The 20,419-nt window shown below is 33.9% G+C and carries 20 protein-coding genes and 1 tRNA gene; 17 read left to right on the top strand and 4 right to left on the bottom strand.

The annotated features are described in order from the left end of the window. The first annotated feature begins 58 nt into the window (after positions 1 to 58). The 4 genes from AC0608_RS05085 (at position 59) to AC0608_RS05100 (ending at position 5,434) form a co-directional block, all read left to right on the top strand. Positions 59 to 1,540, top strand: a complete 1,482-nt coding sequence (locus AC0608_RS05085; RefSeq protein ID WP_478288333.1) for a helix-turn-helix domain-containing protein — start codon at positions 59 to 61, stop codon at positions 1,538 to 1,540. A gap of 380 nt (positions 1,541 to 1,920) precedes the next feature. Further along, on the top strand, positions 1,921 to 2,586 hold the full coding sequence (locus tag AC0608_RS05090; RefSeq protein ID WP_478288334.1) for a succinate dehydrogenase cytochrome b subunit: 666 nt from the start codon (positions 1,921 to 1,923) through the stop codon (positions 2,584 to 2,586). 12 nt (positions 2,587 to 2,598) lie between these two features. Then, positions 2,599 to 4,599 carry a fumarate reductase/succinate dehydrogenase flavoprotein subunit gene (locus AC0608_RS05095; RefSeq protein ID WP_417989785.1) on the top strand — a complete coding sequence of 667 codons (2,001 nt, stop codon included), beginning with the start codon at positions 2,599 to 2,601 and terminating at the stop codon, positions 4,597 to 4,599. An 88-nt stretch (positions 4,600 to 4,687) separates the two neighbouring features. Then, on the top strand, positions 4,688 to 5,434 hold the full coding sequence (locus tag AC0608_RS05100; protein ID WP_417959221.1) for a succinate dehydrogenase/fumarate reductase iron-sulfur subunit: 747 nt from the start codon (positions 4,688 to 4,690) through the stop codon (positions 5,432 to 5,434). Between the two features lie 108 nt (positions 5,435 to 5,542). On the opposite strand, the gene AC0608_RS05105 is transcribed toward AC0608_RS05100, so the two are convergent. Next, positions 5,543 to 6,106, bottom strand: coding sequence for a hypothetical protein (locus AC0608_RS05105; protein WP_478288335.1), 564 nt, complete (start codon positions 6,104 to 6,106; stop codon positions 5,543 to 5,545). Positions 6,107 to 6,179: 73 nt separating this feature from the next. On the opposite strand from AC0608_RS05105, the gene AC0608_RS05110 reads away from it, so the two are divergent. Next, positions 6,180 to 6,956 carry a nitrilase family protein gene (locus AC0608_RS05110; protein WP_478288336.1) on the top strand — a complete coding sequence of 259 codons (777 nt, stop codon included), beginning with the start codon at positions 6,180 to 6,182 and terminating at the stop codon, positions 6,954 to 6,956. Here the strand turns inward: AC0608_RS05110 and AC0608_RS05115 are convergent. Then, positions 6,953 to 8,605: an Ig-like domain-containing domain gene (locus AC0608_RS05115; RefSeq protein ID WP_478288337.1), complete on the bottom strand. Its 1,653-nt coding sequence runs from the start codon at positions 8,603 to 8,605 to the stop codon at positions 6,953 to 6,955. The two genes, AC0608_RS05110 and AC0608_RS05115, sit on opposite strands and share 4 nt — an antisense overlap. Before the next feature lie 209 nt (positions 8,606 to 8,814). Here AC0608_RS05115 and mce point away from each other — a divergent pair, with 209 nt between their 5' ends. The 3 genes from mce to AC0608_RS05130 all read left to right on the top strand — a co-directional run bounded on the left by mce (position 8,815) and on the right by AC0608_RS05130 (position 9,868). Beyond that, the gene (mce, locus tag AC0608_RS05120; RefSeq protein ID WP_417959408.1) at positions 8,815 to 9,216 is read left to right on the top strand and encodes a methylmalonyl-CoA epimerase; all 402 of its coding nucleotides are present in this window, start codon (positions 8,815 to 8,817) and stop codon (positions 9,214 to 9,216) included. Positions 9,217 to 9,358: 142 nt separating this feature from the next. Next, positions 9,359 to 9,432, top strand: a tRNA-Ile gene (locus AC0608_RS05125). Between the two features lie 196 nt (positions 9,433 to 9,628). Next, complete coding sequence (locus AC0608_RS05130; protein ID WP_478288338.1) at positions 9,629 to 9,868, top strand: Fjoh_0651 family PID-CTERM protein; 240 nt, start codon at positions 9,629 to 9,631, stop codon at positions 9,866 to 9,868. A gap of 31 nt (positions 9,869 to 9,899) precedes the next feature. On the opposite strand, the gene AC0608_RS05135 is transcribed toward AC0608_RS05130, so the two are convergent. Continuing rightward, complete coding sequence (locus AC0608_RS05135; protein ID WP_478288339.1) at positions 9,900 to 10,487, bottom strand: riboflavin synthase; 588 nt, start codon at positions 10,485 to 10,487, stop codon at positions 9,900 to 9,902. Positions 10,488 to 10,545: 58 nt separating this feature from the next. On the opposite strand from AC0608_RS05135, the gene pdxA reads away from it, so the two are divergent. The 9 genes from pdxA (at position 10,546) to AC0608_RS05180 (ending at position 17,894) form a co-directional block, all read left to right on the top strand. Further along, on the top strand, positions 10,546 to 11,595 hold the full coding sequence (gene pdxA, locus AC0608_RS05140) for a 4-hydroxythreonine-4-phosphate dehydrogenase PdxA (RefSeq protein ID WP_478288340.1): 1,050 nt from the start codon (positions 10,546 to 10,548) through the stop codon (positions 11,593 to 11,595). Positions 11,596 to 11,680: 85 nt separating this feature from the next. After that, positions 11,681 to 12,223, top strand: coding sequence for a YceD family protein (locus tag AC0608_RS05145; RefSeq protein ID WP_478288341.1), 543 nt, complete (start codon positions 11,681 to 11,683; stop codon positions 12,221 to 12,223). A 9-nt stretch (positions 12,224 to 12,232) separates the two neighbouring features. Beyond that, positions 12,233 to 12,427, top strand: coding sequence for a 50S ribosomal protein L32 (rpmF, locus tag AC0608_RS05150; RefSeq protein WP_007137315.1), 195 nt, complete (start codon positions 12,233 to 12,235; stop codon positions 12,425 to 12,427). A 171-nt stretch (positions 12,428 to 12,598) separates the two neighbouring features. Further along, positions 12,599 to 13,597 carry a beta-ketoacyl-ACP synthase III gene (locus AC0608_RS05155; protein WP_478288342.1) on the top strand — a complete coding sequence of 333 codons (999 nt, stop codon included), beginning with the start codon at positions 12,599 to 12,601 and terminating at the stop codon, positions 13,595 to 13,597. Between the two features lie 23 nt (positions 13,598 to 13,620). Beyond that, complete coding sequence (gene accB, locus AC0608_RS05160; RefSeq protein ID WP_417959230.1) at positions 13,621 to 14,100, top strand: acetyl-CoA carboxylase biotin carboxyl carrier protein; 480 nt, start codon at positions 13,621 to 13,623, stop codon at positions 14,098 to 14,100. Between the two features lie 84 nt (positions 14,101 to 14,184). After that, a complete protein-coding gene (gene accC / locus AC0608_RS05165; RefSeq protein WP_417959231.1) occupies positions 14,185 to 15,531 on the top strand; it encodes an acetyl-CoA carboxylase biotin carboxylase subunit in 1,347 nt (448 codons plus the stop codon). Between the two features lie 263 nt (positions 15,532 to 15,794). After that, on the top strand, positions 15,795 to 16,091 hold the full coding sequence (locus tag AC0608_RS05170) for a hypothetical protein (protein WP_478288343.1): 297 nt from the start codon (positions 15,795 to 15,797) through the stop codon (positions 16,089 to 16,091). A gap of 43 nt (positions 16,092 to 16,134) precedes the next feature. After that, a complete protein-coding gene (locus tag AC0608_RS05175) occupies positions 16,135 to 16,431 on the top strand; it encodes a hypothetical protein (RefSeq protein ID WP_417959233.1) in 297 nt (98 codons plus the stop codon). Between the two features lie 116 nt (positions 16,432 to 16,547). After that, complete coding sequence (locus AC0608_RS05180) at positions 16,548 to 17,894, top strand: sigma-54-dependent transcriptional regulator (RefSeq protein ID WP_417959234.1); 1,347 nt, start codon at positions 16,548 to 16,550, stop codon at positions 17,892 to 17,894. Here AC0608_RS05180 and AC0608_RS05185 read toward each other — a convergent pair. After that, complete coding sequence (locus AC0608_RS05185; RefSeq protein WP_478288344.1) at positions 17,891 to 20,170, bottom strand: ATP-binding response regulator; 2,280 nt, start codon at positions 20,168 to 20,170, stop codon at positions 17,891 to 17,893. The two genes, AC0608_RS05180 and AC0608_RS05185, sit on opposite strands and share 4 nt — an antisense overlap. Between the last annotated feature and the right edge of the window lie 249 nt (positions 20,171 to 20,419).

A 20,419-nucleotide genomic window follows, 5' to 3' on the forward strand; every position in this document is an offset into this window, starting at 1 on the left:
GCTAAAAATGAAAAATATTTTTTTTGGCGAAAATATTTTTTTAGCATATCTTTGAGATATGAATATAGAAAAGGATTATATCAAGTTGATTTTTGGATTAAAACTGAAGCAGGCTCGCACCAATAAGAATCTGTCACTATTTGGTTTGGCAAAAATCACAGACCTTTCAAAATCGTATTTGAACGAAATTGAAAAAGGAAAAAAGTATCCCAAAACGGATAAAATCATTCTGCTGTCTGAAAAACTGGATGTTTCTTATGACAATATGGTTTCATTGAAACTGGATAATAATCTGGCACCCATTGGGGAAATCCTGAAATCCGGTATTTTGAAAGAGATTCCTCTGGAGATTTTTGGGATTCAGGAGAATGATCTTATCGATATTATTGCGAATGCTCCTGCAAAAGTAAATGCGTTTATCAGTACGATTATTGAAATTGCGCAGCATTATAATTTGACAAGAGAGAGTTTCTTTTTGGCTTCGTTACGTTCGTACCAAGAAGCACATACCAACTATTTTGAAGATTTAGAACAGAAGGTGTTGCAGTTTTCTAAAGCGTTTCATGTAAATGTTGATACCAAAATTTCTATCGAAGAATTAACCGCAATCTTAATGGAGGAATATGGGTATACTATCAAAGAACTTGTTTTTTCGGAACAAGAACAATTGGGCGACTTGAGATCGATATTTGTGCCAAAAAGTAAAACGTTACTGCTTTCATTAGATATTGACGAACCTCAGAAAGCATTTATCTTGGCAAAAGAAATTGCCTATAATTATCTTGAAATTACCGAAAGGCTATACACGTTCAGTTGGATTAAATTTGATAATTTTGATCAGGTTCTGAATAATTTTTACGCTTCGTATTTTGCCGGCGCATTACTTATTCCAAGGCAAAAACTGATAGATGAACTGAATTTATTTTTGTCCAAAACAGACCCAAAACCCCAGGAGATGGTTGCTTTGATGAGCGGGTTTAATGTTTCGCCAGAATCGTTCTACCAAAGGCTGACTAATATTTTGCCAAAAGATTTTCAGCTGAAAAACCTCTTTTTCCTACGATTGTCCCATCAGATAGGTACGGATACCTATCAAATAAAAAAGGAATTACACATTACCAATCAGCAGGAACCGCACGCGAATGAAATGAATGAGCATTACTGTCGAAGATGGGTTTCGATACGTACGATCGAGGAATCTTTGAAACAAAAGAAAAACCACTTTTTTGATGCGCAGATCTCCAAGTATGAAAACAGTAAAAATGAATATCTTGTTTTTTCATCCGCAACACCCGATCCGTTTAAGGTAGATTGTATTCGTAGTATTTCGGTAGGGATATTAATCACTCCGGCGGTAAAGAAAAAATTCAAGTTTATGGAAAATGACTCTATTAAAAAACAGATTGTCGGGGTTACTTGTGAAACCTGTGCAGTTAAGAATTGTTTAGAAAGAGCTTCTCCTCCAATTCAGTTAGAGCAAAAATTGCGTAACGAAAATACAGATTTAATGGTGCAGCAATATATGACCAAATTCAGTTAATATAGAGTTCTGTTTTGGTAAAAGAAATTTTAGTCTGGAAAGTGCTTTTTATTATATTTTAAACGTTTTAATGTCGCGCGAGAGTAATTAAAGATGTGGAGATTGATTTATAAATTATTAATACAGAGTGCTTAAATACTATTTTTGCTTTTGAATAGTAAGGCTGATTTTAGTTTATTTTATTTTTTTATTTAAGCTTTTTTTATTTTTTTGTTTCACTAATTTTACATCGTTTCTAGATTTGTGTTTGATATTTAGGGATTGTGTGACGATTTGCGTAAAACACTTTAAAATCATTATAAATAACAGCGCAAAGGTTGTAGTTACTGTCAAATTGCTCTATTTTTGTATAATTTTTTAAAACAAATTATATAAATCTTATGGCAAAATCTGCATTATTGAAATCGTCAATAGCAAAAAAAGTAGCTATGGCACTTTCAGGACTTTTTTTGATGTTGTTTCTAGCACAGCATTTTTTTATCAATATGACATCAGTGTTTAGTGAAAACACTTTCAACTCGATTTCTCATTTTATGGGAAATAATCCATTAGTTCAGTTTGTAATTCAGCCAATTCTTATTGTGGGGGTTGTTTTTCACTTTATTATGGGTTTTGTTTTGGATTTTAAAAACCGAAGTGCCAGACCAATTGCATATGCAAAGAACAATGGGGCGGCAAATTCTTCTTGGGCTTCAAGAAATATGATTGTTTCCGGGTCAGTTGTTTTAGCATTTTTAGCCCTGCATTTTTACGATTTTTGGGTTCCTGAAATGGTATATAAATATGTAGAATTTAATCCATTGAATGAAACTAGATATTTTCATGAATTAGCAGAAAAATTTGAAAGCCCCGTTAGAACAGGATTGTACAGTTTGTCTTTTTTATTGTTGTCTTTGCACCTATGGCATGGTTTCAATTCTTCCTTTCAGTCTGTAGGTTTTAATAACAAATATTCAAAATCTTTGCATACATTAGGATATGCTTTTGCAATTGTAGTTCCTTTTGGTTTCATTTTCATTGCATTATTTCATCATTTTAATCATTAATATTAAATTATAATGGCATTAGATTCAAAAATTCCTACAGGTCCAATTTCGGACAAATGGACAAATTATAAAGATCATATTAATTTAGTAAACCCTGCTAACAAACGTAATTTAGATGTAATTATAGTTGGTACAGGTCTTGCTGGAGGTTCTGCTGCAGCAACATTAGCAGAATTAGGATATAACGTAAAAGCATTTTGTTTTCAAGATTCACCACGTCGTGCGCACTCAATTGCTGCACAAGGAGGAATCAATGCTGCTAAGAATTATCAAGGAGATGGAGATTCAACTTTCCGTTTATTTTATGATACAGTAAAAGGAGGCGATTATCGTGCTCGTGAGGCAAACGTGCACCGTTTAGCTGAAGTTTCTACTAATATTATTGACCAGTGTGTGGCACAAGGTGTTCCATTGGCCCGTGAATATGGGGGATTGTTAGATAACCGTTCTTTTGGAGGTACATTGGTTTCTAGAACTTTTTACGCAAAAGGGCAAACAGGGCAACAACTTTTATTAGGAGCGTATTCAGCAATGAATCGCCAGATAGGTCGTGGAAAAATAAAAATGCACCACCGTCACGAAATGCTGGATTTAGTGATCGTAAACGGAAAAGCAAGAGGAATAATTGCTCGTAACTTAGTTACTGGAGAAATCGAAAGACATTCAGCTCATGCTGTTGTTATTGCTTCTGGCGGGTATGGAAATGTTTTTTTCCTTTCTACAAATGCGATGGGGAGCAACGCTACAGCAGCTTGGAAAATACACAAAAAAGGGGCGTTCTTCGCAAATCCTTGTTACACACAAATTCACCCAACTTGTATTCCAGTTTCTGGAGACCACCAATCGAAATTGACATTAATGTCAGAATCATTGCGTAATGACGGTCGTATTTGGGTTCCTGCAAAACTAGAAGATGCTAAAGCAATTCGTGAAGGGAAAAAGAAACCAACGGATTTATCTGAAGCAGAAAGAGATTATTACTTAGAGAGAAGATACCCAGCTTTTGGAAATTTAGTACCTAGAGATATTGCTTCTCGTGCTGCTAAAGAAAGATGTGATGCTGGTTTTGGAGTAAATAAAACAGGAGAAGCTGTTTATTTAGATTTCGCTGCAGCTATTCAAAGATATGGAGTTGATCAAGCTAGAATCAAGCATTTAGACGAGAAAGACATTGCACTAGTTATTAAATTAGGAACAGAAGTGGTTGCCAATAAATATGGTAACTTGTTTCAGATGTATGAGAAAATCGTAGATGAAAACCCATACGCAACTCCAATGATGATTTACCCAGCGGTACATTACACTATGGGAGGAACTTGGGTTGATTATAACTTGCAAACAACTATTCCTGGTTGTTTCTCAATTGGAGAATCAAATTTCTCTGATCATGGAGCAAACAGACTTGGCGCTTCTGCATTAATGCAAGGTTTAGCAGATGGGTATTTTGTATTGCCATACACTATTGGAGATTACTTATCACCGGATATTAAAATGGGAACAATATCTACAGATTTGCCAGAATTTGTTGCTGCTGAAAAAGCAGTAAAAGATCAGATCGAAAGATTCATGAACAATAAAGGAACACATTCTGTTGATTATTTCCATAAGAAATTAGGAAAAATTATGTGGGACAAAGTGGGTATGGCTCGTAACATAAAAGGATTAAACGAAGCAATTGTAGAAATTGCTGCTTTGCGAGATGAGTTCTACAAAGAAGTTAAAGTTCCTGGTGATGCGAATGGTTTGAATCAAGAATTGGAAAAAGCGACTCGTGTTGCAGATTTCCTTGAATTAGGAGAATTATTTGCTAAAGATGCTTTACATCGTAATGAATCTTGTGGAGGACATTTCCGTGAAGAATACCAAACCGAAGAAGGTGAAGCGCAACGTGACGATGAGAATTTTGCTTACGTAGCAGCATGGGAATATACTGGAAAACCAAGCGAAGCGATTTTGCATAAAGAGCCGCTGGTATTTGATAACGTGAAATTAGTTCAAAGAAGTTATAAATAATTTAGTCTAATGTCTAACGTCCCAAGGTCTAGTGGCTCCATGTCAATCGACTTTCGACTTTCGACTTTATGACTTTCAAACTAAAAATATGAAACTTACATTAAAAATATGGCGCCAGAAAAATGCCGCTGCAGAAGGTAAAATAGTTGAATACCCTATAGATCATATTGAGCCTGATATGTCATTCCTTGAAATGCTTGACATTTTGAATGATGAATTAATCATGAAAGGAGATGAGCCTGTTGCATTTGATCATGACTGTCGTGAAGGAATTTGCGGAATGTGTTCTTTGTACATCAATGGTGAAGCTCATGGACCAGACAGAGGCGTTACTACTTGTCAATTACACATGAGAATGTTCAAGGATGGTGATACTATTTTTATTGAGCCATTCAGAGCAAAAGCTTTTCCTGTAATAAGAGATTTAGTGGTTGACAGAAGTTCTTTTGACAGGATTCAACATGCTGGAGGATTTATATCTGTAAACACATCCGGAAATACCATCGATGCTAATACGATTCCTATCAATAAGAAAGATGCTGATGATGCTTTTGATGCGGCTTCTTGTATTGGTTGCGGGGCTTGTGTTGCGAGTTGTAAAAACTCCTCTGCAATGTTATTTGTTGCTGCAAAAGTATCTCAATATGCGTTGTTACCACAAGGAAGAATTGAAGCTACTGATCGTGTTTTGAACATGGTAAGCCAAATGGATGCGGAAGGTTTTGGTAACTGTACTAATACTGGAGCTTGTGAAGTGGAATGTCCAAAAGGAATATCTCTTGAGAATATTGCCCGTATGAATAGAGAATATTTATCAGCAAGTTTGAAAGGATAATACGTTTCTTTAGACTTTAGATTCTAAAGATTAAAAAATAATTTAAAACGCATTCAATGTCAAAGTTGAATGCGTTTTTTTATAAATAAATAGTTAATTTATGAATGTTTAGTTTTTCCATCCCCAAGGTGCAGAAGGTGTTGGGACTGTTTTTGTTAAATCAAATTTTACAGTAAATAATCGGTCTGAACCAATGCGTCTTAGGTTATAGGTAAAAGAAGTTTCATCTAAAGTAATCCACCAAACATTAGTAGAAGCACTTGGAATTAAAGTACCTGTTTCTTGATCAGCTGGAAAAAATTGGAGTGTAGGGGAACCAGAATTAGATGCTGTTCCACCATATTGTGTAACCTTGTCTTCGGATCCATCTTCGTGGCGGTGGTCGTGTTTCAATTGAATACGGTCGTTTTGGTATGTCAATACCCAAGTTCTAGATTTGTCTTCACCTACAAAAAATGGAATTCGAATTGAGTTTGTATCACAATTGCGAATGTGCATCACTAATTTTTTATCTCTAAAAGTATCATTGGTTGCGCCTGCTAGTATTTCTCCTTCAAATGATTTGCCACATTGGTTTTGTAGATTTTCCCAAAATTCTTTTGCTCCTGATTTTTCCTGTCCAAAAATAAAAATTGAAAATAGTAGGGAGTATATGACGAATGTCTTTTTCATAAAATTATTTTTTGCTAATATAATGAACTTATGGTATTGTGATATTTCTTATTTTTATAAAAAATAAAGTAAAATGAAAATTATCCTGATTCAAGCTCCTTTAGTTTGGGAAACTCCAAAGTTAAATCGTGATTATTTTGAGGCTAGAATAAATGCGATTACTGAGAAGGTTGATTTAATCGTTCTTCCAGAAATGTTTACCAGCGGTTTTACGATGGATCCATCGATTGTAGCAGAAACAATGGAAGGTGAAACGATTGTGTTGTTAAAGGCTTTGGCGCAAGCTAGAAACAGTGCCATTACAGGAAGCTTAGTTATAGAGGAAAATAATACTTTTTACAACAGAATGGTATTTGTTTTTCCTTCTGGGGCAATTCAGTACTATGATAAAAAACACTTGTTTACATTGGCGGGCGAAGATAAAGTTTATACTAGTGGTACCCAAAAAACGATTGTTGATTATTTAGACTGGAAAATTTGCCTTCAAATATGTTACGATTTGAGGTTTCCTGTATTTTCCAGAAATTCTGAAGATTATGACTTGGTGATTTATGTTGCAAGTTGGCCAAAAATAAGAACGAATGCTTGGGATGCTTTATTGAAAGCACGGGCAATAGAAAATATGAGTTATGCAATTGGTGTTAATAGAATAGGAAACGATGCCAATGGTTATGAATACATAGGACACTCACAAGCGATCGATTTTCTCGGAAATTATGTTTTAGAACCGCAAGAGTCTGAAGGTGTTTTTACAGTAGTATTAGACAAAGAAAAAATGTTAGAAACCCGACAAAAATTAGGCTTTTTAAACGACAGAGATTCTTTTGAAATAAAAAAGATACAGCACTAGTTTATCTTTTCTGTTTTCTTTTTAGGTTCCGGGCTATAGGGTAAGCTCAAGTCAAATATCTCTTCCCAGTCAAAATTAGCATGTAGATTTATTTCTTTAGAAGAATAGATTACTTCCTCAGCCTGACGCTTTTCTAAATAATTACCGGAATCCCATTCCTTATTTTTATTGGTGTCATAAATTACCCGAAGCGAAAATACAGAAGGTTCCAGTAAGTTGAAATCGACTGTAGTGCCATTTTCCGAATATTCAGAGGCTAAAATATCACCTTTGGAGTTAGCGAGTTCCACGATGATGGGAAATTGTTTTACGTTTTGTAATAGCACCCTTAGATTTGCCGTTTCAGAATAGCTTTTTGTATTTAGTTTATAGGTCAAAGTATCGTTTGACTTTTCAAAAAAATCGGTTAACGCTCCAGGCAAAATTTCAAAAGTGTAATTTTCTGAAGGTTCTTTTTTAAAGTCAAAATATAGTTTTTGATTAAATTCGTCATATTCAGTGGTAAAAGGCACTATGGTTTTGGCATTGTTGATCAAATTTATTTTAGAATTCTCAATACGAATTAATGGAGTGGAGCTCTCTATTGTAAAGCGCTCCCTGAAGTTTAAGGAACTGGTTTGTATAGCAGAGATACTTAAGGTGTCCTTTTTCTGATCTTTTACTTTAAAGGTGAAATTGGTTTGGTATTTGTCTTTGGCAACAACTATATTTAATGAATCGACCTTAATGGGTTTGTGCCAGATTTGAAGAGAATCCTTCTTCGGAAATTTAGTAATGACATTTGACAAGATATCATTGTTATTTTTCAAGGTTATTTTCGGTAGGTCATTAGCATGATTTATTTTACCTTCATATCCCATTAATAATTTATTTCCGGACGTTTGGCTTGGTTTGAAAGCTTTAAATGGAAGTGTTTCCTTAAATAATTCCAACTCATAAATGGTGTCGTTAGGAATAGTAACAAATTCTTTGCGGAATCCAATTTTATCTGTTTTTGGGTTGTATTTGTTGTTGCTGTTGTAGTCTTTCATAGCTACAAGGAGATACTTCCCGGCTTTTAAATTCTCTAGGCGAAATGTTTTTAGACTGTCTAAGGTATTTGTTATGTATCTTGGATTTTGAGTATAAATAATGGAGTCCTTAAAGCTTTCATTGACTTCGTATAGCATTACCGATACGAATGGCTCTACTTCTTTATCATAAGCGCTTTTTACAGTTCCTCCAAGGCTTAAAGAGTCGATATAATCGCCAGTGGAAAATACATATTTGAATTGATTGAAGGGGTTTCCTTCGTTGTTGTCAGCGATGCTTTGGCCAAAATTAAAGCTGTAAGTGGTATTTGGTTGTAGTGTGTCTTTTATTTTTATTGATATCGTTTTGCTTGCCGTTGTAGGTAAAATCAACGGTTCATTTTTCATTGGAGGAGAAATGATTAATTGTTTATTCAGGTTTTTAAGTTTAATATTTTCATCAAACACTAATTTAATTTCACTTCCCTTAAAGTTGGTGCTGAAGTTTTCTGGGAAACTCATTTTCAAAACCGGTGCAATAGTATCTTTTAAACCACCTGTTATAGTGCCTCTTTTAGCGCATCCAACAAGAATTAAAAGCAATAAAAAGAAGGTGTATTTTAAATTGTTTTTCAACATATCAAATCATAATTAGAATGTACAAAATAACAATTATAATTCTTGCAATCGAAATTTTTTAATGAATTATTATGACTGATTAAATTTTGCTAACTTTTTAGAATGGCTGCCTTTTTTTGGTTTTAATGTTTAATTTTACGTCAAGTAAATTTTATTGCTGAAGCTTGCTGATTAAACTTACAATAAACGTTGAACTGATAGTATAGATGATGAGAAAAATAGAACATATAGGTATTGCTGTTAAAGACTTAGAAGTGTCAAATTTAATTTTCGAGAAACTCTTAGGATCTCCAGCTTATAAATTTGAAGATGTAGAAACTGAAGGAGTGTCCACCTCTTTTTTTAGGAATGGACCCAATAAAATTGAACTCCTTGCTGCTACCAATCCAGAAAGTCCTATCGCTAAGTTCATAGAAAAAAAGGGAGAAGGGATTCATCATATCGCTTTTGACGTAGAAGATATTGTATCCGAAATTACGCGTTTAAAAAACGAAGGATTTATAGTTTTGAATGAAATTCCTAAAATTGGTGCTGATAATAAGTTAGTCGCTTTTTTGCATCCTAAGAGCACGAATGGCGTTCTGATTGAATTATGTCAGGAAATAAAATAATTTAAGTACAGGTAAATGGGTAGTATTCTAATATTCAGTTGGTTTCTGTTTAAAATAAATTAATAATTAAACTATATTAAAATCTAAGTCAAAAATATTTGGAGCAAATGAAAAATAGTGGTAATATTGCACACTCTTAACCGGTCCTATAGCTCAGCTGGTTAGAGCACCTGACTCATAATCAGGTGGTCCCTGGTTCGAGCCCAGGTGGGACCACTATAGAAAAATCTTTCAATTTTTTGAAAGATTTTTTTTGTTTATATTAAATTTATAGTGTTTTTTTACACTAAAACACCCATTTATTATAAGTTCTGTTGTTTTTGTTAAAACTATGTGGTTATTTTACAAGGAAATACATCTCTTTAAAAATATTTTATAAGATTAATTGTATCTTTTATTTTTTCTAAATTTTATGAAGTTTTTAAAAAACAAATTTTTTATTGCAATGGTTTTTTTGCTGGGTATTTTTAATGCCATAGTAGCGCAACCTGCACCACCGCCGCCAGCGGGAAGGGCTTCGGCCGTACCGCCGCCGCCGCCAGGAGAGGTATTGCCTATTGATGAGCATATTATCACATTTATGATAGTTGCTCTTTTATTTGGAATTTATAGTATTTATAATTTCAAATTAAAGCAAAAAACTCCAATCTAAATTGGAGTTTTTTGCTTTAAGAATAGGGTTGTTATTTGTTGATATACAATCGAGAAACATATTTTCCGATGACATCAAATTCAAGGTTTGTTTTTGTGCCTACTTTGAAGTGTTTGAAATTGGTGTGTTCGTGGGTATAGGGAATGATAGCGACACTGAATTGATTTTTCTTTGAGTTCACTACTGTTAGGCTTACTCCGTTTACAGTAATTGATCCTTTTTCGATGGTGATGTTGTTGAGATTTTCGTCGTATTCAAAAGTGTAATACCAGCTACCTTCTGTTTGTTCTGTAGCGATACAGATGCCGGTTTGGTCCACGTGGCCCTGAACAATATGGCCGTCAAGTCGGTCGCCTAATTTCATTGCTCTTTCCAGATTGACACTGTCGCCGAGCTTCCAGTCTGATAAGTTTGTTTTTTTTATGGTTTCGTCTATCGCGGTTACCGTGTAGAAAGTATCTTTTATGGCAACTACTGTAAGACATATTCCGTTATGGGCGACACTTTGGTCTATTCGAAGTTCGCTGGCAATTGATGAATTCATCGTTATGTGTACGTTGGTCTTCTCTTTTTTTATTTCTTGGACGGTGCCAAGGGTTTCTATAATTCCTGTAAACATTTCTTGTTTTATTTTACTAAATTTGCACTTCAAAATTAGCAATAAATAACGTTACGTCATGATGAAAAAAGCAGAAAATATAATCGTAGGAATTTCTATTGGAGATTTAAACGGTATTGGAAGCGAGGTTGTTTTAAAAACATTCGAGGATATGCGTATGTTAGAGTTGTGTACTCCTGTTATTTTTGCGAATGTTAAGTTATTGTCCTTTGTGAAAAAAGGTTTTCAATCGACTTCCTTATTGCATGGCATTGATAAGCTGGATCAAATTGTCCCTGGCAAGATTAATGTTTTGAATCTTTGGAGAGAAGGTGTGGATTTGAATCTAGGAGTAAATGATTCGAAAGCTGGAGAATATGCAATAAAATCATTTGTTGCTGCTACTAAAGCTTTAAAAGAGGGGCTTGTTGATGTGCTGGTAACAGCGCCAATAAATAAATACAACATACAATCTGAGGAATTTAAATTTCCGGGTCATACTGATTATCTGGATCAGGAATTAGAGGGCAATGCTCTTATGTTGATGGTTCAGGATAATTTAAGAGTGGGGTTATTGACGGATCACATCCCTTTAAGCGAAGTGGCTTCGCATCTTACAGAGGAGTTAATCAAGAAAAAAATTGAAACAATTAAGCAATCGTTGATTCAAGATTTTAGTATTAATAAGCCTAAAATAGCTGTGCTGGGGTTAAACCCGCATTGTGGCGATGGAGGAGTTATTGGAACAGAGGATGATCTGATATTGAAACCAGCCTTAAAAAAAATATTTGATAAAGGAACATTAGTTTTTGGACCGTTTGCTGCGGATGGTTTTTTTGGTAGTAATCAATACGAGAAATATGATGCGGTTATAGCAACCTATCACGATCAGGGATTGATTCCTTTTAAAACATTGTCTTTTGGTAAAGGAGTGAATTATACTGCGGGATTAAATAAAATAAGAACCTCGCCTGACCATGGTACGGCTTACGATATAGCAGGGAAGGGAATAGCAGATTTCAATTCATTTAAAGAGGCAGTGTATCTGGCAATCGATATTTATCATTCGAGAAATCAACATGCCGAAATCAGTGCGAAACCATTGAAAACAAAAGAAAAGCAGTTGTGAACAAAAAAAAGTGAATAACATTATTAGATTTGCAATAATTTTATATCTTTGCACTCCCGAAGTTTAGGGGCAAATTGTTGTTGAAATGAAGAACACAAAAGAATATTTAATTCCTTTTATAGGATTAAAGCTAGGGAAACATCATTTTGAGTATCAAATCAGTAATGCGTTCTTTGAAATCTTTGATTATAATGAATATCAAGATTCAAATATCAAAGTAAATGTAGTTTTAGAGAAAAAAAGTACGCTGTTAGAGTTGAGTTTTAAGCATAAAGGTGTTGTAAATGTGCCGTGTGATCTGACAAGTGAGGATTTTGATCTGCCTATTAAAGGGAAGATGAAATTAATCGTTCGTTTTGATGAAGAGTATAATAATGACAATGAGGAATTATTAATTTTACCTCATGGGGAGTTTGAAATAGATGTAGCGCAATATCTTTATGAAATGATTGTGTTGTCAGTCCCGCTAAGGCGTGTTCATCCAGGTATAAAAGACGGAAGTTTAAAGACTGAAGCCTTGACTAAGCTCAATGAACTTACAGTAAAGGAAGAAAAAAAAGAAAATAAAGAAGAAGAAAATATTGACCCGCGATGGGACAAATTAAAGCAACTATTAACGGATAAATAATATAGTAAAATGGCGCATCCTAAGAGAAAAATCTCCAAAACAAGAAGAGATAAAAGAAGAACACATTACAAAGCTACTGTAGCACAAATCGCTACTTGTCCTATCACAGGAGAAGCGCATTTATACCACAGAGCGTATTGGCATGAAGGTAAAATGTACTATAGAGGGCAAGTTGTTATAGATAAATCTGTAGCTGTTGCTTAATACATTTTTGTAAATGATATTCGAACTCTCACATCGTGAGAGTTTTTTTGTTGTCTATAATTTAATTAAATAAGAAGTTCCAAATCAAAGAGAATAGAATTTTTTTTGTAATTTTCAAGTCTTTTAAAAAATTTTCAAATGGAAACATTTGACTAGAAATCAACGCATACGATGAATACAATTACAGCCGCAATAACCGCTGTTGGAGCCTATGTTCCAGACTTTGTACTAACGAACAAAGCTCTTGAAGCCATGGTTGATACCAATGATGAGTGGATAACCTCTCGCACAGGAATAAAAGAAAGAAGAATCCTAAAAGACGAAGATAAGGGAACTTCTTTTTTGGCCATAAAAGCTGCTCAAGATTTATTGGCTAAAGCTAATATAAATCCATTAGAAATAGATTTGTTGATAATGGCAACTGCAACACCGGATATGCCAGTAGCTTCTACAGGTGTGTATGTGGCAACTCAAATTGGAGCTATAAATGCTTTCGCTTATGACTTGCAGGCTGCATGTTCAAGTTTCTTATTCGGAATGTCTACAGCTGCAGCCTATATAGAATCCGGAAGATATAAAAAGGTACTCCTTATTGGTGCAGATAAAATGTCTTCGATTGTTGATTATACGGACAGATCAACCTGTATTATTTTTGGCGATGGGGCTGGTGCAGTTTTGTTCGAGCCTAATTATGAAGGTTTAGGGATGCAAGACGAATACTTGCGAAGTGACGGAATTGGTAGAGATTTTTTGAAAATCGACGCAGGTGGTTCGCTTAACCCAACTTCTTTTGAAACCGTAAAAGACAATAAACACAATATTATCCAAGACGGAAAAACTGTATTTAAATATGCGGTAACCAATATGGCAGATTCAAGTGAATTAATTTTGAAAAGAAATAATTTGACGAATGAAGATGTAAATTGGTTGGTTCCTCATCAAGCGAATAAACGTATCATTGATGCAACGGCTAACAGAATGAATTTAGAAGATTCAAAAGTGTTAATGAATATCGAAAAATACGGAAACACAACTTCGGCTACTTTGCCATTAGTACTAAGTGACTTTGAACATTTATTCAAAAAAGGAGACACTATAATTTTAGCTGCTTTTGGAGGAGGATTCACTTGGGGATCTATTTATCTAAAATGGGCATACGACAAAAAATAAATTTAAACTAAAAACAAATAATTATGGATTTAAAAGAAATTCAAAATCTAATCAAGTTTGTAGCAAATTCAGGAGTTGCAGAAGTTAAGTTAGAGATGGATGATGTAAAAATCACTATCAGAACTACTTTAGAAGGAAATGTAACAGAAACCACGTATGTTCAACAAATGCCTGCTCAAGGCGCGCTTCAACAAGCAGTAGCGCCACAGCAAATTGCTCCAGTAGCAGTTGCACCTGAAGCTCCAGTAGTAGAAAATTCTCATTACATCACTATAAAATCACCAATCATTGGAACTTTTTATAGAAAACCATCTCCGGATAAACCCATGTTTGTTGAAGTAGGTAAAACAATTTCTAAAGGGGATGTTCTTTGTGTAATTGAAGCTATGAAATTATTTAACGAAATTGAATCCGAAGTTTCTGGTAAAATTGTAAAAATATTGGTTGACGATATGTCACCAGTTGAATTTGACCAACCTTTATTCTTAGTAGATCCATCATAATATTTTTGAGATTCCAATAGCCAAAATTCCAATTGTAAATTGAATTTTGACTATTGGAATTTTAAATTTAAAATATAAAATAAGATGTTTAAAAAAATATTAATTGCAAATAGAGGAGAGATTGCGTTACGCGTAATTAGAACTTGCAAGGAAATGGGGATCAAAACAGTAGCTGTTTATTCTACTGCTGATGCCGAAAGTCTACATGTTAAGTTTGCTGATGAAGCAGTTTGCATTGGGCCACCTCCAAGCAACTTATCCTATTTGAAGATGTCGAATATAATTGCGGCTGCCGAAATTACCAATGCAGATGCAATACATCCAGGATATGGATTTCTTTCTGAGAATTCTAAATTTTCTAAAATTTGTCAAGAACATGGTATCAAATTCATTGGAGCATCGCCTGAGATGATTGATAGGATGGGAGACAAAGCTTCAGCTAAGGCGACTATGATTGAAGCGGGTGTTCCTTGTGTTCCGGGTTCAGTAGGAATTTTAGAATCGTATGATCAAGCCTTGCAATTATCGAGAGACTTTGGTTACCCTGTAATGCTTAAAGCAACTGCTGGTGGTGGTGGAAAAGGGATGAGAGCAGTTTGGAAAGAAGAAGATTTATTGAAAGCTTGGGAAGATGCACGTCAGGAATCTGCGGCAGCTTTCGGAAATGACGGAATGTATTTGGAGAAATTAATCGAAGAACCTCGTCATATCGAAATTCAAGTTGTAGGAGATGCTTATGGAAAAGCTTGTCATCTTTCTGAAAGAGATTGTTCTGTACAAAGGCGTCATCAAAAATTGACAGAAGAGACACCATCTCCATTTATGACTGATGAATTGCGTCAGAAAATGGGGGAAGCAGCAGTAAAAGCGGCAGAATATATTAAGTATGAAGGTGCTGGAACGGTAGAATTTTTGGTAGATAAACACCGTAATTTCTACTTTATGGAAATGAATACTCGTATTCAGGTAGAACACCCTATTACAGAGCAGGTTATAGATTACGATTTGATTCGGGAACAAATTCTCGTAGCGGCTGGTGTTTCTATTTCAGGAAAAAATTATTTGCCACAATTACATGCTATAGAATGCCGTATCAATGCGGAGGATCCTTATAATGATTTTCGTCCATCTCCAGGGAAGATCACTACGTTACATATGCCAGGAGGACACGGAGTTCGTTTAGATACTCATGTTTATTCAGGATATACAATACCTCCTAATTATGATTCTATGATTGCAAAGTTGATTACAACTGCACAATCTAGAGAAGAAGCCATTAGTAAAATGAGAAGAGCTTTAGATGAATTTGTAATCGAAGGAATAAAGACTACTATTCCTTTTCACAGACAGTTAATGGATGATCCTCGTTATATTGCTGGAGAGTATACAACAGCATTTATGGATACTTTTAAAATGAACGATCCAGAATAAAAATAATAGCCTAAGTTATAGAACCTTGCAGTGATGCAAGGTTTTTTTGTTTGAAATGGTTTCAGATGGGTAATAAAGCCGGGTAAAAATTACACATATCACACACAAATATACACACTTTTCCCAATTTAAGTAATCATTTTATATTTTCAAAACGTTGTATATAAAGGTTTTAACGCTATTGATGGTGGTGTTTGAAAAACGGTATGATTATTCCTTTATACTAAACAACAATAACAAATGAATAATTTAAAAAGAACAGTATGAAAAAGTTAATGGTATCAGCAGCAATCGTTTTAGGAAGTTTATCAGCATACGCAACTACGGCTCCCGTAGCAAATGGAGTGGAGAAAATATTAACAATTCAAGAGGAATATACTGACGTGAAACTTGAAGAAGTTCCAGTAACAATAACAGAGGCTTTTAAAAAGGCATATCCAAGTGCAATTCTTGACAAAGCTTATGTAAGCGCAAAGAAAGAATACAAATTAGATGTAACTATTGCGGGTAAAAAAGGAAACCTTTTTGCAGATGCTACCGGAAACTGGATTCAAAAATAAAATAAAAGTTCAAAAATAAAAATATAATCTAAAAATAAATATTATGAAAAAATTAATGGTATCAGCAGCAATCGTATTAGGAAGTTTATCAATTTATGCAACAACACTTCCAGTTCAAAATCCCGTAACTCAATCCTCATTGATTCAAGAGGAGTATACTGAAGTAAAGGTAGAAGCAGTTCCGGCAGCAGTAAAAAAAGCATTAGAAACAGCACATCCTGGAGCCATTATCGGTAAGGCGTATGTAAATGCAAAAAAAGAGCACAAGCTAGAAGTTACAGTTGGAGACCAGAAAGCTACTGTTTATGCAGATGCCAGTGGGAACATGATAAATAAATAATTTAGTTGAGTTTTTTTTAAGGAGAGAGATTGTTTTTAACAGTCTCTTTTTTTTTGCAAAAAATTATGACTATACAAATTTAATAACTTTATTTTAGCATTAAAGTTAAAAAACTAATGGCTAAGATTTTATTGATTGAGGACGATGTTGCCTTTTGTAAATTATTAGAAAAATTTCTTATAAAAAAATCTTTTCAAGTAACAACAGCATTTTCTGCTGAAGAAGCAAAATTAAAAATAAAAAGTACTGAATTTGATCTCATCATAACGGATTTAAGGCTCCCTGATTATGATGGAATCACACTAATGTCTGAAATCAAATTAGCTCATCCTAATGTTCCGGTTCTATTAATGACAGGGTATTCTGATGTGAGTACAGCTGTGAAAGCAATCAAAAATGGTGCGGCGGATTATATTTCTAAACCTTTTAATCCGGAAGAAGTGTTGCTGGTTATCACAAATGCTTTGCAAATTGCGCATCACAAAGAACCCGAAAAAAGGATCTCCAGTCTCAAAAATACAAAGTTGATTGCAAACGATGTTAGTACTAAATTTATTCAGGGTATTTCTCAAGCTTCCCAAAAGCTTGCTGAATATATTCAATTGGTGAGTCCGACAAATATTTCGGTTTTAATTATCGGCGAAAGCGGAACAGGCAAGGAAGTGATTGCAAAGAGTATTCATCAAAACAGTTCCAGAAAAAATACTAGTTTTATTGCCGTTGACTGTGGTTCAATTCCAAAAGAATTAGCCGCGAGTGAGTTTTTTGGTCATATAAAAGGATCTTTTACGGGTGCAATACAGGATAAAATTGGGTTTTTTGAAGCGGCAAATGGAGGAACTATTTTTCTGGATGAAATAGGGAATCTTTCTTATGAAAACCAAATTCAGCTTTTACGTGCTTTGCAGGAACGGAAAATTAAACCCGTTGGGAGTACTAAAGAAATAGAGGTGGATATTAGGATTATTACTGCCACAAATGAAGATTTGCGTGAAGCTGTTAAAAAAGGCGATTTTCGAGAGGATTTATACCATAGAATTAATGAGTTTTCGATTCATTCACCTTCGCTAGTCGAAAGGAATGAAGATTTAATGCTTTTTTCAGATTTTTTTCTTGAAAAATCAAACCTAGAATTAAATAAAAATGTTATTGGGTTTTCTTCGGAAGTAATGACTATTTTTCAAAAGTACAAATGGCCTGGAAATCTTAGGGAACTTCAAAATTGCATTAAAAGGGCTACGTTATTATCACAAGGCGATTTTATAGAAAAAACAACACTACCGTTAGAGTTTTTTCAAAATGAAGAGAAAATAACAACCGAATTTTCTTTGTCAAAAAACGAAAAAGAAACTATTCAAGAAGCGTTGAATAAAACGAACAACAATAAAACAGAGGCTGCAAAATTGCTCAAAATCAATAGGAAAACCTTGTATAACAAATTGAAATTGTACGGTATCAATTAGTTTATTTCGTTTTCTAGTAACACAAAAAGGGCTGAAATTTTATTTTTTAAATCAGTAATATCAGTACTTATTTCTATTACGGTACAGTCTTTTAATTCTAATTTGTCTAAAATTGGAATAATAGCAGAGGCTTTTATCTGCTTAAACATAGGATTCATTTTATGAGCGATATTTTTAATTTCGGCATAATTAATAGCTAATGCTGCTTGCTCTAAAAATTCTAAATTCTCCTTTGTACTGGTCATAAAAGATATTAATACTTCTTTCAAAGCAACATTGTCATTCGATAAGAATGATTTTAGGGCTTTTAATGAATACGGTTTTGTTGCGTCTGTGATATTAATTGGTACAGGCGATTCAATAGGAATTTCACTTTTATTTAAAACTGCTTTTATGGTTTTTAATAGCGCTTTTGGCGAGTAAGGTTTGTGGACAACAGTTGTGAACCCCGCTTTTTTGTAATGTTCTAAATCCAAATCATTTCTTCCCGTTACTGCAATCACAGGTTGATTTTCATAATTGTACTCAGACATGTTTTTCAGGGTTTCTAAGAATAAAAATCCGTCTATAACGGGCATTTGAATATCAGTAACAATGAAGTCAAAAACAGAGGTTTTAATCCAATCCAATGCTTCATTTGCATTGTTAAAAGGGTAAACAAGATACTGATGCTGCCTTAAAATTTCTGTTGTCAACTTTAATAAACTTTCATCATCATCAATGATAACAGCGGTTAATTCTTTTTCAGCTGGATGGTTGTTTGATTTTTTTTGAATCAGCGTATCGTCAAATTGTAAGGGAATCAGTATTTCAAAAACACTTCCTTTTCCCAATTCGCTTTTTAAATGCAATTGACCACCTAATATAGCAGTCATTTTTTTAGAAATAGTAAGTCCTAAACCAGTTCCGCCATATTTTTTTTCAATGTTTTCATCTGCTTGTGTAAATTCTTCAAAAATTAATTGCTGATTTTTTTCTTCAATTCCAATTCCGGAATCTTCAATAAGTACCGCTATTGTATTGGTCTCATGATCTATTTTGGCTTGAATTTTTATGAATCCATTCTCGGTGAACTTGAAAGCATTTCCAATGATATTAGAGAGAATTTGTCTCAATCGAAACGGATCTCCAACGATTCTTTGTTTAAGGTTTGGATCAATTTCGATATGCAGCTGAATAGGTTTTTGTCTGTAAACCGATTGGATGTTATTCCCAACCTCATTAAGGATTTTGTAAAGGGAAAACGGAATTTTTTCAATGGTGATTTTCCCCGCTTCTATTTGAGTAAAATCTAATAAATCCTGAACTAATTGTGCAATATAATCTGAGGATTCTTTGATGTTTTTAGTATAATACAATTGCTTGTTAGTCAAATCAGAATTGCCTAATAATTCCGTATAACCAACAATGGTGCTCAACGGTGTTTTTAAATCGTGACTTACTGTAGCAATAAGTTGCTCTCTGCTGGTTAGTAGTTTTTTAGTTTTTGAATTGGCCACCTCCAATTGTTTTTTATACGATTGTGTTTTTGAATAGTCATTCAAGATTATAATTAAAAAAAATAAAGTTAGCAGTAATCCAATTATTGCTGCAGTGGTAACGATTTGATTTGTCTTTTTTAAGGATTCTTCTCTTTCGAGATAGTTTACGGTTGTGTTTAGAATGATTTCCCGTTCTATAGTACTAAGTATTTTTCTTAATTGATCAGATATCGAAAGTTCGTTTTCTAATAATTTGTTTTCCTCCTGATTTAATAATTGTTTCTTTTTTGCTGTTTCTTTTTGTACCTCATTCAATAGCATCTTTGAAACTGATAGTATTGAATCGGATGCTTTTTTACTTAATGTATTGGTACTGTCATCAGGAATGTTTTGATTCAAGTAGGCTACATATTTCTTGAGTACGTTGCGTTCATATACTCCCATTGATGAAGGGTTTTTTACAAAATCTTCTAATTGAAGTTTTCTCATTGAAGCCTCCATCTTTGTGAGATCACTAATTGCATTACTGACTGCAAGCTCATCTTCTGTTTTGTTTTTTATAGCTTTTAGTTGTTTAATATTTTTAGTTTTTTCGGACAATAAATATTTAACACTATCGAGTAACTGGCTTTGATATGGAGTAGACACTAATGTTTTCAAAGAATCAATATTCATTTTCAAAGAAGCGGTTTTAAAAACGTAATTTTTAAAATCTTTTGCTGATTCAGATTGAACCGCAATGCGGGCTAAACTCTCCGTTTTGTATAAGTCAGATAATAAATTACTAACTTTCAATATTGAACTACTTTTCTCTGTAAACCTCTTTTCAGTTTTAGAAAAGCTTTTGTTTTCAGTATATAAAAACCAGCTGACACTCACGAAAAGAAGTGCCAATATCAGGTAACTTATGAAAATTTTTATCGGAATATAACTTTTTTTGCTTTCCATTTTCCAAAGATAAAAATTACAAAAGTGTTTAAAGTTAAGTTATTCAAAATATTTTAATGCTAACAAAAAACCCCACTGAAAAGTGAGGTTTGCAAT

The organism is Flavobacterium sp. GNP008 (genome assembly GCF_056428965.1).